Origin of the sequence: Roseimicrobium gellanilyticum, from assembly GCF_003315205.1 — a bacterium.
GTDB classification, from domain to species: Bacteria; Verrucomicrobiota; Verrucomicrobiia; order Verrucomicrobiales; family Verrucomicrobiaceae; genus Roseimicrobium; species Roseimicrobium gellanilyticum.
On sequence record NZ_QNRR01000008.1, the window covers coordinates 281,246 to 295,707 of the forward strand.

Below are 14,462 nucleotides of genomic sequence, written 5' to 3' on the forward strand. Positions count from 1 at the left end.
AACTGCGCGCTAGACTCTCCGGCTCATGCATCCCGTTGCCGTCAGCATCCGGCTCATTCGAATTAGGTAGGGCTTCCGTCGCGCCAGACAGAAGTTTTGTGCGCTTGCATTGGAAGCCCCTTTCAGCTTTGCTGCCCCTCCGCGTGCCTCGTGGCACTGCCTTTCCCGCCTCCACAGGCGGCCTGTAAGCAAAGGCCCCACGACACCCCGGGACAGCTCACCGTCAACTGATTCCGCGGTTTCCGCCGCACCCCTTGAGCCAAACTTTTTTCATTGCATCACATGTCAAAGTCACCCGCAGTTTCCCTTTATGACACCACCCTCCGTGACGGCACGCAGGGCGAGGGCGTCAACTTCAGCGCGCACGACAAACTCCGCATCGCCCACGAACTGGACGCGTTCGGCATGCACTACATCGAGGGCGGCTGGCCGGGCTCCAATCCGAAGGACATGGAGTTCTTCGAGCTGGCAAAGACCCAGAAGTTCAAGAACGCGAAGATCGCCGCCTTCGGCAGCACCCGTCGCGCGAACCTTGCGGTGGAAGACGATCCGCAGGTGAAGATGCTCATCGATGCCGGCACGCCGGTCGTCACCTTCTACGGAAAGAGCTGGCTGCTGCACGTGACGGAAGTCCTGCGTACCACGCCCGAGGAGAACCGCGCCATGATCCGCGATACGGTGCGCTTCTGCAAGGAAGCCGGGCGCGAGGTCATCTATGACGCCGAGCATTTCTTCGATGGCTTCAAGGACGAGCCTGAGTACGCCCTCTCCACCCTGGCCGCCGCGCTGGAAGGTGGCGCGGATTTCCTGGTGCTTTGCGAGACGAACGGTGGCAGCCTCCCGCATGAGGTGGAAGAAATCACGAGGAAGGTGCAGGCCCGTTTCCCCGGGGCGAAAATCGGCATCCACTCACATGATGACGGTGGTCTCGGCGTGGCGAATGCGCTTGCCTCCATCCGCGCTGGTGCCGTGCAGGTGCAGGGCACGATGAATGGCTATGGTGAACGCACGGGAAACTGCAACCTCACCACCGTGGTGCCGAACCTCGCCCTGAAGATGGGCTATGAAGGCATCGTGCCGGATCTCACCAAGCTCACGGCGCTCTCGAAGTTCGTGGATGATGTGGCGAACCTGCCGCACTTCAATCGCGCGCCCTTCGTGGGCAGCACCGCCTTCTCGCACAAGGGCGGCACGCACGTGAATGCCGTGCAGAAGCTGGCGCGCAGCTATGAGCACATCCAGCCCACCGCCGTGGGCAATCGCCAGGTGGTGCTCGTGAGTGACATGTCCGGCCAGGACAACATCCTGCGCAAGGCCCAGGAGATGGGCTTTGACCTTAAGCGTGGTGAAGAGTCCCGCCGCATCCTGGACCAGATCAAACAGCGTGAGAATGACGGCTATGAGTACGAGGCCGCAGACGCCTCCTTTGAGCTGCTGCTGCGCCGCGAGCTTGGCCTCTACCAGCCCAGCTTCAAGCTGCTGGAGTATCACACCACACACCGCCAGCATGGCGAGCGTGGCCTGGACACTTGCGAAGCCACGGTGAAGATCGAGCTCAACAACGAGCGCATCTACACGGTGGAGGAAGGTGATGGTCCCGTGAATGCGCTGGACCAGGCCCTGCGCAAGGCCCTGGCCACCGCACATCCCGAGCTGGCCAAGGTGTCCCTGTGCGACTTCAAGGTGCGCATCCTGGACAGCAAGTCCGGTACCGCTGCCAAGACGCGTGTGCTCATCGAGAGTACCGATGGCGTGGACAGCTGGGGTACAGTGGGTGTGGATTTCAACATCATCGACGCGAGCTGGGAGGCTCTGCGGGAGAGCCTTGAGTTCTACCTCCTGCGGAAAAAACAGCCTCGTGGTGCGTAAGGTCAAGGAAGGCGAAGGTGTCAGAAAGGATGCCTTCGCCATCTTGACAATGGGAGGGCAGGAGCGAGGCTCCACCCTCCCCACGACTCGGGCGTTTCCTTTAGAGCAGCCTACATGGCTCCTTTGAACGGAAAGCCGCCAGTCGCCACCAACGCCCGCACGCGCCATGGTGATTGACCTTTCCTCCCGCATCCAGCAGCCACTCCAGCGCAATCTCTACAAACTCGCTGCTCCTCTCGTGGAGCGCGGTCTGGCGATTCGGAGCTTCAATGATTTGTACGAGCGCACGCGCCGCGCTTACGTCAACCATCCGGACTATCCCTCTTCCCGTGCCTGGTTCTCTTCAGGATTGAAGGAACTCGGTGCTCGCTACGAGGTCGACTGGCCTGCGAATTTCACCTTTCCCGCCGAGGGGCCGCTCATCGTGGTGTCGAACCATCCCTTCGGCATTCTGGACCCTGTGATCCTCGCGGACCTCGTGTCTGCGTACCGCCCGTACGTGCGGTTCATGACAAACTACCTCCTCGGTACGATGGAGGAGATGCGTCCGTGGATCATCGCTGTGGATCCCTTTGATGGGGAGAACAGCGCCCAGCGCAATCTTGCCCCCATGAAGGAGGCCCTGCGCTTCCTCCGGCAGGGCGGCACACTGGCCATCTTCCCCAGTGGGGAGGTCGCGCACTACAAGATGGGCCGCGGCATCGAGGAGAGCCCCTGGAGCTCTCATGTGGGCGCGCTCGTACGCCGTACGAAGGCGACGGTGCTGCCTGTGTATTTCGAAGGGCACAACAGTCCTCTGTTCCACGCTGCCGGCATGCTGCATCCGCTGATGCGCACGGGGTTGATTTTCCGTGAGCTCTTCCAGCGCTGCAAGGAGCCCGTGCAGGTGAAGGTGGGGCAGCCCATTCCCTTCTCCCGGCTGAAGAAGTTCGAGGACGACGAGAGCCTCACCCGCTATCTGCGTCTGCATACCTTCATCATGAGCCAGCGTGGGAAGCCCGAGGGGCGTCACAAGGAGGCAGAGGAGGTGGTGGAAGCACGGGACGTGAAGCCGGTGGTCGCTTCTTCCCAGGCAGAGAGCCAGCAGGAGGCGTTTGAGCGTGAAGTGGAAGCCTTGCGTGCCCAGGGCAGTCATCTCGCCAGCCAGGGAAACCTGAGTGTCTTTGTCGGATCCGCAGCGGAGATTCCCGTGCTGCTCCGGGAGATTGGCCGCCTGCGCGAGGTCACCTTCCGCGCCGTGGGCGAGGGGACGGGTGAAGAGATCGACCTGGATCGCTTTGATGATCACTACCTGCACGTCTTTCTGTGGGACGAAAAGGAACGTCGCGTGGCCGGAGCGTATCGACTGGGACGTGCGGACGTGATCATGCGCCGCTATGGAAGAAAAGGGCTCTACACCAGCACACTCTTCAAGTTCCAGAAACCCTTCCTGCAGCACCTGGATGATGCGCTGGAGATGGGGCGCAGCTTCATCGCGCCGAACTATCAGCGCAGCATTGCCGCGCTGCCGCTCCTTTGGAAGGGCGTGCTCACGTGGGTGACGCGCTACCCGCACTACAAGAAGCTCTACGGACCGGTGAGCATCAGTGGTGAATACCAGGGCCTCTCGCGGAAGCTCATGGTGGAGTTCCTGAGTGATAACAATTTGCATCCGGACCTCGCCACCCTGGTGAAGCCGCGGAAACCTTTCCGCTATGGAAAGAACCGCAAGCTGCTGCGCGAGTTCATCTCCGCGGAGCTCGGCAATGTGGATGACTTCTCCGCGCTCATCTCAAGTCTGGAGGAAGACGGCAAAGGCATTCCCACATTGTTGAAGCACTACCTGAGGCTCAATGGCACGCTGCTGAGCTTCAATGTGGACAAGGACTTCTCCTCCTGCCTGGACGGCCTCATCCTCGTGAATATCACGGAAACCGATCCCCGACTGCTCGGGAAGTATATGGGAGAGGAAGCCTGCGCCACGTATCTGAAGCATCACGGCATTGATGTGAAAGGTGGTGCCGGGGCTGAGGATGGTGCTGCGTCAGTGGCGGATCGGGCGTGATTCATTATCGAGGCGAGAGTGGTGTGCGAGCGCGGTCCGCCTTGTCGTCAGATGTCTCGTGACTGGATAGGCACTCGATGTGTTGAGTGATCGCGTCCCGTGCTACCTTGTCGCGGAGCACCGCTTTGGCAGGCACGTGGAAGCTCTGTATTGCCACGTTGCGCATCGAGCAAACTTTTTGGAGTGCTGGAGCTTGCTCTGCGTGAAGCCACTCACGACTTGGCACACGCCGAGGGGTGGCCACCTCAGGTCTGGCTTCACGGCAGCAAACTCCCTGCGGAAAGCTGGAGCAAGCTCCAGCACTCCAATTTTGCTGCGTCCTCGTGATCTATGGAGATGTCGAGGCTTCGCTTTCCGCACCTCAAATCACCTCGTCCACGCCGTCACCTTGGAATTGGAGAATTCCACCTTGGCTCGTTCATACGGCACGTAGTTCACCATCGGCTGGTACGAGTAGAAGGGATCGTAGCAATAGCCGTACCCACCGCGCGCTCCATACCACCCGCCATAGCCCCATCCTGGACCATACCACCCACCAGGCACGGCATCATAGGCGAGGTAGGACCACTGCTCCATGGCGCGCCCATTGCGCGAGCCGCGGAAGGCACGGTCCGGGCGTCCCCATGCAATGAAAACAGCCTGCTTGCTCATGCCTTCTTCAACCTCACCGCGCGAGACGAGGCTCTTGTGACGCTCGCTCAACTTGTTGTAGATGTCCGGATTGCGCTCAATGCGCTTCGCGATTGGCGACGCGCAACTGGCCAGCAACAAACAGGCAGCCGCAGCAAACAGAGCAGGCAGTGATTTCATGGCGGAAATAAACTTTGAAGTTTGGACGGCGGACGGTTTCCAGATGTTGAATCAAAGGTCCGGTGATGTCCCTGTATCCCTACTAGTAGCACACCTTCAACGAAATCGGCAATAGCTCCCGGTTGCTCACCCGGAGCTACCTTGGCCACCGAGCATCCGATTGCGTCCTGATTCGCTGGCGCGGCGGGTGCGGAAGAGTAGAGTGGTGCCCGGGCGTGTGTCTTATGCGCATCGAATCCAAAAACCCTAATCTGACTTTCTGGAGCGCCTACTGGTGGCTGGTGGCGTGCTTGTCGGGGATTTTCCTCGGGCTGCTTCCAGTCATATACTTCAGTACTGGGCGTCTGCCTCGGATCATCGTGGAAGTCGTGCTCCTGATGGAAGTTTTCATCTTTCCGATCGCTTACCTGGCGGCTGGTCTCCTGATGTGGGCGGACCCGAAACGGAAAACATACCTCTGGCAGGTCTCACCCACACATGTGGATGTTTACCTCAGAGAAAAGCTGATTGTTTCCATTCCTTGGAATGAAGTGGTGGAGGTAAAATTCAGATGGAACATGGTTGGACTGAAGTTGTTCCGCTTTTGGCCCGCGGTGTGTTGGGTGCACGGGATTTCGAAAGAGGAATTCGACAAGATCGAGGCCGTGCGCCGGGCGGCGAAATTGTCGCAGGGCGAAAGAGTGGCTGACGGGTAAGATTGGCCAGACCACTGGGCTTGCCGTTGGCGATTCCAGCGAAGGCACCGTGTTTTTGTCTGGCGTAAATCTGACGCCTCTCTAGGACTGAACCCTGAACTTTTTTGCTGCCATGCTACTCACCCATACCAATGCCAACGGAGAAGCCGCGATGGTGGACATCTCGGCCAAGCCAGTCTCGCGTCGTGAAGCGGTGGCCACCGGTCACATCAAGCTGCAGCCCGCGACCCTGGAATTGATCCGGGAGAATCAGATTCAGAAGGGGGATGTGCTGGCCGTGGCCCGCATCGCCGGCATCCAGGCGGCGAAGCTCACCCAGCATCTCATTCCGCTGTGCCACCAGATCCCGCTCAGCAAGGTGGGCGTGGACTTCGTGTTGAATCCCGAGGGCATCACCGCCACCGCCACGGCGAAGACCATCTGCCAGACCGGAGTCGAGATGGAGGCGCTCTCCGCAGTCACCGTATCCCTGCTGACCATCTATGACATGTGCAAGGGCGTGGACAAGGCAATGCGGCTTGACGGGGTGCATCTGGTGAGCAAGACGAAGGAGTTGGCCGAGAAAGGCTGACTCTGACGCACCTCCATGTCCACACCCGCTCCCGCTCCCACCGCCGCCGCCACGATCACGGTCGGCATCATCACCGTCTCGGACCGCGCCAGTGCCGGCGTGTATGAGGATCACGGCGGGCCCGCGTTGAGAAAGGCGAGCATGGAGCAAGGCTGGAGTGTGGAGGCAGAGGCACTCGTGCCGGATGATGTGGTTGCGATTCAGCAGGCGGTGCTTTCCTTTGCAGCCCAGGGTTGTGGACTCATTCTCACCACGGGTGGCACCGGCATTGCCGACCGCGATGTCACGCCGGAGGCCATCCGTGGCATCATGCGCGTGGAGATTCCCGGGTTTGGTGAGCTCATGCGGATGAAGTCGCTGGAGATCACGCCGAATGCCATCCTCAGCCGCTGCCTCGGCGCCATCGTGCGGCAGTCCCTCGTGCTCGCCCTGCCTGGCAAGCCGAGCGGTGCGGTGGAATGCCTCGGCTTTGTGCTCGGCGCCATTCCGCATACCGTGAAGGTGGCGCGCAAGGAGCCCACGAGCTGTTGAGTATTCAACGACGAAGAGAGGAGTGATGCCATGACGTCAGATGACATGCTCGACCTGCTCGCCTCCGTGGGCGAAGTCATCCCGCGCCGGATGTTCGGCGGCACGGGCTTCTACAAGAATGGCATCATGTTTGCCTTGGAAGCCTACGGCCGGCTCTTCCTCAAAACTGATGAGGAGAACCGGCAGATCTTCATTGATGCCGGCTGCGAGCCCTTCAAGTTTGTGGACAAGGACGGCAACGAGACCGTGATGAGCTATTGGGAGCCGCCGGAGAGTGCCCTCTCCAGTCCCATGAAGATGAAGCCCTGGGCACTGCTCGGGGTGGAGGCGTCATTGCGAAACGCGAAGCCGAAGTCAAAAAAGAAGAATGCACCGAAGGTGAAGGCGGAAGGAAAGGCAGCCGTGAAGGAAACGCCAAAACCGAAGACTAAAAAGAAGGCGGCAGCAAAGAAGGCGGCACGGAAGAAATGAGCCAGTCGGGAGAGAGGAGATAGAACTTCGGAATTTGTCATCATCACTGCCATGCCAGCCCACGCGGATCAGTTCAGCCTCACCACACGAGGGAAGGGGACCTATGAAATCACCTCGCAGGTGGAGCGCATCGTGCAGGCTTCTGGCATCAAGACGGGAACGGTCACGGTATTTGTGCAGCACACGAGCTGCAGCCTGGTGATCTATGAGAATGCCGATCCATCTGCGCGGACGGACCTGCATGAATTCTTCGAGCGCCTCGTGCCGGAGAATACTCCGTGGTTCGTGCACACCTGTGAAGGACCGGATGACATGCCCAGCCACATCCGCATGGTGCTTACGCGTACCAGCGAAGTGATTCCGGTGATGCGAGGTCGCATGACCTTGGGCACGTGGCAGGGCATCTATCTCTTCGAGCACCGCCGTGCGCCGCATACGCGTAGCGTCGTGGTGAGCGTGGTGGGGGAAAAATAGATTCGGATTCGGCCGAAGGGCGATGCAGGCTTGCGGCCCCGGTTGGAGCAATGGTTCCAGCCGGATTGTGATGGCAATGCCATTCGCCACTGATTCAGCTAAAGCTGAAGCTACTTTTTTCACTCACTCCGCATCCGGTGCCGTCCACTCTCTCTTGCGCTCCGCGCGCAGCATGGTCCTTCCGCCGTTGCGCTTGCGCATGGGGTCGAAGGCAAGGTCGCTCCCGTCCACTTTCATTTGATACACAATCTTGAGCAGTTCCCCCAGCCGGCCTTTGGGAAAGCCTTTCTGGTTGAACCAGGCGAGGTACTCCGCCGGAAGATCAAAGATGGGCACACCATGCGGGGGAAAATGCTGGGGACCGAATTTGCCAAAGGGCATGCGCATCCGCTCGATGGCGGCCATATCCTCCGCCATGCGGGCGGCAAGTTCATCAGAGTTCAAAGGAAGGCTCAGGTTGGAGTACAAATGAGTGTGGCACGAATCCCCGCCAGCGCACCCACCAAAGCATGCATCCTGCGCGAACTGTCAGCGTCCTCGTGCAGGATGCAATAACAACGGTGAGGAGAAACTGTTTCATTTCTCTGGACGAATCAGAATGTGGAAGGACCTTTGCCAGCTCATGAAGGTCTTTCGCGTGATTCTAAATTCCTTCGGTTCCACATTCGTCGAAGCCGATACTTATGAGCAGGGCACTTCAGTGCGATTTTATCGCGCAGGTCATGTCACCGCAGAGTATCTGGCGTCTGCGGTGAAGAGTGTGGAGGAAACCGGCATTGCTCCGCAGGGGCAGCTTTTCAGCACGTCTCCGTTGTTCAGGGAGAGTCGGGCCTAGTCACGGGTTCGTTTCCGGGCTGCAGGCGCGCCGGTGACCGTGGCGGGCGGACCTCAGCATGGTCTGTTTCAGATCCTCGGGGCCCCTCAACGATCTTCTCCAGGACGGCGAGTGCCTTTCTGCAGATGGACAGTTCATCTTCCGCGGCAGCCAGGCGGTGAAGGAAGTCTGCGTGCTGCTCCTGCCATTCACGGGTGCCTTTCCATGGTGATACCAAGTGCGCCTGCAGGAGGTGGCGGATGAAGTTCACCTTCCAGTGCGCATGCTCGAGGTTATCCAAGGCGTGGATGTGGGGGTGCATGACATCCGGAGCGGCAATCGCGGATCATCGCAGGTGCTCACTTCTGCGGTTGTGTAGAAGGCGAACTTTTCATGGGTAGAGCTCTGCCCACTCAGCGGGGAAAGCGGCCAGGCTTTCCTCAGCCAGGCGGTGGCGATTGACATGCTCGGCATGTTCCAGCTCCCAGTCGGGCGAGCCCCGGCCTCCCACGCCTTCATGCAAGGTGATCAGATGCGCGGTGAACTTCACCCGCCACCGGGCGTGCCCAAAGGCCTTCAGGTTTTCCGGCGTAGGCTCCATGGATCAGTCCCGAATGGCACCGGATTCGTGGCAGGATGCATGAATGGATGTTTGGAATTTGCACGAAAGTGTAATTATTAGGAACCTATTCAGAAGAGGCAGGTTGCACGATTGAGGGATGCAGCCAAGAGTTCTTTCAAGAGCCGTTCTAATAGGACTTTAGTCCTATATAGGAATCATTCCTAGACCGCTCCCTAAATGCGAGTCACCTTTCCCCCGCGATGAAGAAATCAAGCCCTCCTGCGTCCAATGGACGCAACCATACTTACAGACGAGCAGCAGACTGATGGCGGGCAGAGGGTTTTCACGCATACAACGCAGGGCGGTGGAAGCTGGGCGCATGGCCAGCGTCGCGCCCCCTGTCACGGTCCATACGGCTGGCGTGAACTCGTGCTCAAGGGAAGGCTACCGCAATCCTTGCGCTCAAGTGAGTCCGCAACCCGCGCCAATGAATGTCCGCACCGGGAGCAGGTCTCCCTCGATGCGCTGACAGTCTGCCAAGAACGAAATCCAATTCCAAGCACCGAGAAGGATGGCAAGATCACTTTCAGATTCCCTTTCCCAAGAAGCAACCACTTCGTCTACTTCAGCTTCACCGGCCATCGCCATGGCATCAGCATCGGCATGGGCGTTCTATCAGGAAGCCGTGCGACGGGTGACCAAGGCAATTTGCGCCGAGCCCTCATTACCGGTGGATGTGGCGGCGCTGTGCGCGATTGCCGAGATGACCCCTTTGCATCTGGAGCGCGCCTTCCACCTCTGCCACGGAGTGTCGATGGCCGAGTACGCCCGTCATGAGTGGGAGAGCAGGCGCACACGTGGCATGGCACGTCCGTGGCTGATTGCTGCCATCTAGCAGCCTAGCCTCTTTCCTCCCGGTGCTTGTCCTCGGCGGTGTGGAGCAACTCTGTGCGGGCCGCCACCAGGCGATCCACCAGGCGGGCCTCCTCCAGAGCCCAGGTCAGGGACCGGTCCTTCCGAGCCCGATGCTCGGAAAGCTGCAGTTCCACCATCGCAATCACTTGGGGGAGCAACGCGAGAGTTTCCGCTGATTCGGGATCCACGAAAGACACTGCCTCAAATAAAGCACCTCCGTGGCATCGCTACGACCCGCTTCTTGGTCTTTTCACTAAATAGTCACCTATGATGCAGCTTTTGCACAGTTGCGTTGGGCGAAGCGGCAGCACACGCAAGGTGGTTCTTCGCGCCAAATAAAAAACGTCCGCGGTGGCATGCTGCCATCCTGCGAAAGCGGCGGCGGCGATTTCCCTTCCAAAGGAGATCGCATGGAAGACAACATCAACATCACTGGCGATAGCAGGGCACAACGCCATTCGTCCATGGAGATGGAGATTGCCGTCCGGGCCTATGAGCTCTGGCAGATCGCCGGGGAACCCAGTGGGCGTGACCTGGATTTCTGGTTCATGGCGGAAGGCGAGCTCCAGGCGGAGAAGCAACCCGAGCCCGCATGGGAGGACGCAGCGCGGAAGCAGGCGATGCCTGAAGCTCTGGGCTGAGCAGGCTGCAGCTTCCGCACCCCGAACGGATGGTGTCCTACACCCTGACAGGGTGAATCATGCAGAATGCAATAACAAGTTGAAGGAAAAAAGTTTTGAATTGCGTGGACGAAGCAGAGACTCATGCAAAAGTCTGTGCGGCCCGCACATGAAGGTATTTCGAGTTGTTCTTCACTCTTTTGGTCCCACTTACATTGAAGCGGATTCTTGCATCCAGGACGCTTCCTCCGTCCGGTTTTATCGTGCCGGGCAATTGCTGGCTGAGTACCTTCCCTCCACAGTGAAGGCCGTGGAAGAGACAGAGCTTCCCGTCCAGGGTGACATGTTCAAGGGGACTCCGCCTGAGTCGGGGGCGAGACAGGAGGAAGACGATGGCGAGCGAGGGTGAGCGGCCGCGCGCTTGAGAAACGGCCGTTGGTGTGACTTGACCGCCTGCTTCTCCTCCTCACTTCATGCGATATACCCGATAGCTGAAAAGCTCCTCAGAGCCCGGCAACTCGGCTATGCGATCGAATTCTCCCGACTTCGTGACGCGCATGTAGAGGTCCTTTACCCGCTGCGGGATTTGCTGGTCGCTGCAGTGGTAGAGGTACAGGGGGAGGCCGGTGCGTTTGCTATCTGCAATGATGCCATCGAGATCCGCCACATTGTACAGAATCCGCACGCGTGGATCGTAGATGGCGCTCTGCCGGTCGCTTACGCCGAAGGTGCCTGTCATCGCGTTGGGAGCTTGCTCACGGATGAGGGCGATGGTCTGGCGCACCGGCTGGCGATCCACATTCCGCACCAGATCACGTGAATGCGCTGCGGCCGTGCCAAAGCGGAAGACGACCCACACCATGAGCACGGTGCTGGCCCAGCGCCACTGCACCAGACGTGCTGCCTCCTCCATGAGCAGCGGCAGGGCGAGCACGGCGGGGATGAGCAGGAAGATGAGGTACCACACCGTCATCGGTGTGCCGGGCCGTACGTTCATGAGGCACGTGAGGGCGCCCGCCAGCACCGGGGCCACAATCACGATGCGCGTGCCCGCACTCTGCACACAGGCCACGATCAACGCTGCTCCGCCAAGCAGCAGGAACATGAAGGGCGCGACTCCCGGTGAGAAGAAATACTCACCCTGCTCGTGCAGCCAGTCTGTGCCGCGATGCGCATCGGGAAAGAAGTTCTCGTACGGCCAGCCTGATACCATCACCGAGCCGAGATCGCGGTACCACTGCCACACATCCGTCACATAGCTGGGTTGCGGTTCCTTCAGGAAGATGAGGATTTGTGGGATGTTCGGCAGCATGAGCTGCAGCACGATGACCGCACCCAGCAGGTTCATGGCAATCAGCGTGCCAATCTTCTCCCACCCGCGGCGGCGCACCAGCTCGATGAGGGCGAGGAGATTCACCATGGCAGCCACCATGAGCGCTCCGGGGAAGCTCAGGAGATACAGCGCCTCACCCACGGCGAAAAGCAGCCACCAGCGTAGCTGGCCCGTGCGCAGCGCGACGAGAAGACCGTACAAACTCAGGCAGAGGAAGCACATCATCATCGCATAGCCGCGCGCCTCCGCCGCATAGCGGATGTGCCACGGGTGCAGCGCCAGCAACCAGGCGCCCACGAGCCCGGCCAGCGGTGAGCCGAGTTCCTTCCCCAACAGGAAGATCATCAGGAGTGTGAGGATGGAGGCGACGTAGGAAGGAAGACGTGTGACATATTCGGTGAAGGCCTCACGCGGGGCACCGGTGATGGCGCGCCACGCGTCGAGGCTCCAGCGCATGGAGAGTGAGTTCGCCACATGATTGTTTCCGTTGCGGCTTTCGAAGAGGGTATCCACCCACGTGACGGGCTCGAACTTCCACACACCATCCTTCTGCTGTTCCCAGGCGCCGTGGGAGAACCGACGCACGGCGTACTCTTCATCATTCCACAGGCTGTGATGCAGGCGCGGCCAGCGCTCCCATGCACCGAGCACCAGCGCGACGCCGAGCAGGATGAACGTGAGAAGGCGGAGCTTCCCCCTGGCGAAGTCCGGTGGCGCTTGACTTGAGGACGAGGACGGTGGTTGGGCGGGTGTCTCTGACTCTGTCTTTGCAAGGGAAAGTGAGCGCGAGGCTGAAGCCGCCGAAGATGGATGGGGCATCCACTTTCCTGCGGTGCCGAGGAGGAGCGCCAGCACCCCGGCATTCACCACCGCAGCCCACCAGGTACCGATGATGGCGTACTCCTGGGGCTTCAGTTTCTCCTGCTTCGCGATACGGCGTTGCACACTACGGCCCCAGGGCTTCTCTCCTTCCGCAGCGTAGATCACGCAGCCGAGCAGCAAGGCAAGCATCACTCCAAGAAGCACCAGCCCCGATGTGCCAAAGCGACCACGCTGGCGCTGCCAGAGGCTTGCACGAGCGGGCGGAGGGGCGGAGTCGGTCATGGACATGTGTGGCAGGAGGAAGGCGGGCGCGGAGATGGTCGTTTGACGCTTTGGCGGATGTCCCTATCATGCGTTTTCCATGTCAGACGCAACCACATTCTCGGTGGGCTGCGTAGGCATTCTCAAAAACCAGGCAAACCCTCTTCACCCCCTACTTTCCCTTTCCCATGTCCAATTCCTTCCACTGGGCCTCGCAGTTTGGCGAACTTTTCGTGAGCTGCTGTGATGAGTATGAAGATGACAACAAGGACTTCGCGGCATGGTTCGATGAGGAAGACCTTGCCTACCTGAGCTCCATCGGGGCAAAGCCGCGGGAGATTTTCGACTACGTGGAGGATTGCTGCACGGCGGAAGGTGATGAGCCCACGCCTGAGACCGCCCTGCTGGTGGCAGCGGTGCGCCGGGATTATTTCCTCGTGGAGCAGAAGGGGGTGCACAGCACGAAGATCGTGCCCATGAGCGCGCTGCCTCCCAAGCCTGAGGAGATGGACGGCATCCCCTGGCTGCCCCGCATCATCGCGAAGGCCGAGGCCAAGCTGCGCGGTGAAATGGACAATGATACCATGTTCGGCTGCGGCGGCGATCGTGCCTTCCTTGAGAAGCACAAGATTCACCCGGCCGATTTCCTGCGTGTGGTGTGGGCCGCGCGTGGAGATAAAGAGCGCGTCCTCCGCTTCGTGAAGACAGGAAAGTGGGAATAGGCAGCGAGTCAGCGTCGTCCAACGGAAGCACCGCAGCAAGGTCTGCCTACGCTGCGGTGGAGGAAATGCATCGCGAGGGACGCAAGTCCATGCGGGGATGCGGGCTCATCGCACTGCTGTGGTTCGCAGGAGCGCTCGTGCTCACGATGTCGGGCGACAAGGTGAATGCGAAGGAGGGACCATGGGTCATCATCATTCCCGCGATCATGATCTACCTGTCGCTGGGTGGTCCCTTCATCGCGATGATCTATGGGTACAAAGTCATCCACTATCTGAACTGGCGGCGCGACAAGGGAATGGGGAGTCTGGTATGGCGGCTCTTCGTCAGCTTCTGGATGTTGATCGGAGGCATGGGGATCCTGATATTGGCAGCGGACAATGCCTACCACGCCGCCTCCAAGATGGTGGAAACGCAGGGGGCGAAACAAATGGTGGCAGGCGTGATCATTCTGCTGACCTGCGTGGGTGTGAGGTTTCTCGGGTTGGGAATCATGCGCGTGGCTCTGTCCACGAAAGCCGTGACTTCCGAGGACAAGGACCTCGCCGCAGCGGAGTCCTTGGAGCGCGCCTGGGAGCAGCTTGACTTCGCCTCCCTGGAGCAGCAGCTCGGTTGTACCCTGCCCGTCGCTTACAAGGCCATGATGCAGCCCGGCAGCGAGTGGCGGGAAAAATCATGGACACTCCGCCCCCATCGCGTGGCCTGGTTCCACGTGATCGATCTCGTCCCACCGGATCGGAGTGCCCTGCGCAAAAGTCCAGCCACCGGCGAGGTCATGCTCTGCTTCGCCAACGCCGACAGTGGCGAGTACTGGCTGCGCCCGGGTGGCGAGGATCCTCCCGTCTACACACACTATACCGATCACTCCGGCGAGGTCGTTGAGGAGATTGCGCCGCAGCTCTCCGTGTTTCTTGGCTGGAAAAAAGCGGAGTACGAGTAGAGAAGAAGCA

The 14,462-nt window shown here is 59.9% G+C and carries 17 protein-coding genes; 12 read left to right on the forward strand and 5 right to left on the reverse strand.

The window, feature by feature from the left end; all coding sequences use genetic code 11:
* Positions 1-282: 282 nt before the first annotated feature.
* Both cimA and DES53_RS21470 read left to right on the forward strand, forming a co-directional pair.
* On the forward strand, positions 283-1,869 hold the full coding sequence (cimA, locus tag DES53_RS21465) for a citramalate synthase (RefSeq protein ID WP_113960367.1): 1,587 nt from the start codon (positions 283-285) through the stop codon (positions 1,867-1,869).
* Positions 1,870-2,035: 166 nt separating this feature from the next.
* Positions 2,036-3,913, forward strand: coding sequence for a bifunctional lysophospholipid acyltransferase family protein/GNAT family N-acetyltransferase (locus tag DES53_RS21470; RefSeq protein WP_113960368.1), 1,878 nt, complete (start codon positions 2,036-2,038; stop codon positions 3,911-3,913).
* A gap of 366 nt (positions 3,914-4,279) precedes the next feature.
* Here DES53_RS21470 and DES53_RS21475 read toward each other — a convergent pair whose 3' ends face one another.
* Entirely contained in the window at positions 4,280-4,723 is a 444-nt protein-coding gene (locus DES53_RS21475; protein ID WP_113960369.1) for a hypothetical protein, read from the reverse strand.
* A gap of 224 nt (positions 4,724-4,947) precedes the next feature.
* Between DES53_RS21475 and DES53_RS21480 the strand changes: the two genes are divergently transcribed.
* The 5 genes from DES53_RS21480 (at position 4,948) to DES53_RS21500 (ending at position 7,465) form a co-directional block, all read left to right on the forward strand.
* The gene (locus tag DES53_RS21480) at positions 4,948-5,418 is read left to right on the forward strand and encodes a hypothetical protein (RefSeq protein WP_147263532.1); all 471 of its coding nucleotides are present in this window, start codon (positions 4,948-4,950) and stop codon (positions 5,416-5,418) included.
* Between the two features lie 112 nt (positions 5,419-5,530).
* Complete coding sequence (moaC, locus tag DES53_RS21485) at positions 5,531-5,989, forward strand: cyclic pyranopterin monophosphate synthase MoaC (protein ID WP_113960371.1); 459 nt, start codon at positions 5,531-5,533, stop codon at positions 5,987-5,989.
* A 15-nt stretch (positions 5,990-6,004) separates the two neighbouring features.
* Positions 6,005-6,520, forward strand: coding sequence for a MogA/MoaB family molybdenum cofactor biosynthesis protein (locus tag DES53_RS21490; protein WP_113960372.1), 516 nt, complete (start codon positions 6,005-6,007; stop codon positions 6,518-6,520).
* A 30-nt stretch (positions 6,521-6,550) separates the two neighbouring features.
* Entirely contained in the window at positions 6,551-6,991 is a 441-nt protein-coding gene (locus tag DES53_RS21495; RefSeq protein ID WP_113960373.1) for a TfoX/Sxy family protein, read from the forward strand.
* 51 nt (positions 6,992-7,042) lie between these two features.
* Positions 7,043-7,465: a secondary thiamine-phosphate synthase enzyme YjbQ gene (locus tag DES53_RS21500; RefSeq protein ID WP_113960374.1), complete on the forward strand. Its 423-nt coding sequence runs from the start codon at positions 7,043-7,045 to the stop codon at positions 7,463-7,465.
* A gap of 123 nt (positions 7,466-7,588) precedes the next feature.
* On the opposite strand, the gene DES53_RS21505 is transcribed toward DES53_RS21500, so the two are convergent.
* Positions 7,589-7,909, reverse strand: coding sequence for a DUF3820 family protein (locus DES53_RS21505; RefSeq protein ID WP_211325634.1), 321 nt, complete (start codon positions 7,907-7,909; stop codon positions 7,589-7,591).
* 178 nt (positions 7,910-8,087) lie between these two features.
* Between DES53_RS21505 and DES53_RS21510 the strand changes: the two genes are divergently transcribed.
* A complete protein-coding gene (locus tag DES53_RS21510; protein WP_147263533.1) occupies positions 8,088-8,300 on the forward strand; it encodes a hypothetical protein in 213 nt (70 codons plus the stop codon).
* 370 nt (positions 8,301-8,670) lie between these two features.
* Here the strand turns inward: DES53_RS21510 and DES53_RS21515 are convergent, their stop codons facing one another.
* Entirely contained in the window at positions 8,671-8,880 is a 210-nt protein-coding gene (locus DES53_RS21515) for a hypothetical protein (RefSeq protein WP_113960376.1), read from the reverse strand.
* Between the two features lie 607 nt (positions 8,881-9,487).
* On the opposite strand from DES53_RS21515, the gene DES53_RS21525 reads away from it, so the two are divergent.
* Complete coding sequence (locus tag DES53_RS21525; RefSeq protein ID WP_113960378.1) at positions 9,488-9,736, forward strand: AraC family transcriptional regulator; 249 nt, start codon at positions 9,488-9,490, stop codon at positions 9,734-9,736.
* 4 nt (positions 9,737-9,740) lie between these two features.
* Here DES53_RS21525 and DES53_RS21530 read toward each other — a convergent pair whose 3' ends face one another.
* Entirely contained in the window at positions 9,741-9,944 is a 204-nt protein-coding gene (locus DES53_RS21530) for a hypothetical protein (protein WP_147263534.1), read from the reverse strand.
* 168 nt (positions 9,945-10,112) lie between these two features.
* Between DES53_RS21530 and DES53_RS21535 the strand changes: the two genes are divergently transcribed.
* Positions 10,113-10,397 carry a DUF2934 domain-containing protein gene (locus tag DES53_RS21535; RefSeq protein WP_113960380.1) on the forward strand — a complete coding sequence of 95 codons (285 nt, stop codon included), beginning with the start codon at positions 10,113-10,115 and terminating at the stop codon, positions 10,395-10,397.
* A 445-nt stretch (positions 10,398-10,842) separates the two neighbouring features.
* Here DES53_RS21535 and DES53_RS21545 read toward each other — a convergent pair whose 3' ends face one another.
* On the reverse strand, positions 10,843-12,813 hold the full coding sequence (locus tag DES53_RS21545; RefSeq protein ID WP_170157286.1) for a glycosyltransferase family 39 protein: 1,971 nt from the start codon (positions 12,811-12,813) through the stop codon (positions 10,843-10,845).
* A gap of 167 nt (positions 12,814-12,980) precedes the next feature.
* Between DES53_RS21545 and DES53_RS21550 the strand changes: the two genes are divergently transcribed.
* Both DES53_RS21550 and DES53_RS21555 read left to right on the forward strand, forming a co-directional pair.
* Positions 12,981-13,514: a hypothetical protein gene (locus DES53_RS21550; protein WP_113960383.1), complete on the forward strand. Its 534-nt coding sequence runs from the start codon at positions 12,981-12,983 to the stop codon at positions 13,512-13,514.
* A gap of 65 nt (positions 13,515-13,579) precedes the next feature.
* Positions 13,580-14,452 carry an SMI1/KNR4 family protein gene (locus DES53_RS21555; RefSeq protein ID WP_113960384.1) on the forward strand — a complete coding sequence of 291 codons (873 nt, stop codon included), beginning with the start codon at positions 13,580-13,582 and terminating at the stop codon, positions 14,450-14,452.
* The last annotated feature ends 10 nt before the right edge of the window (positions 14,453-14,462 follow it).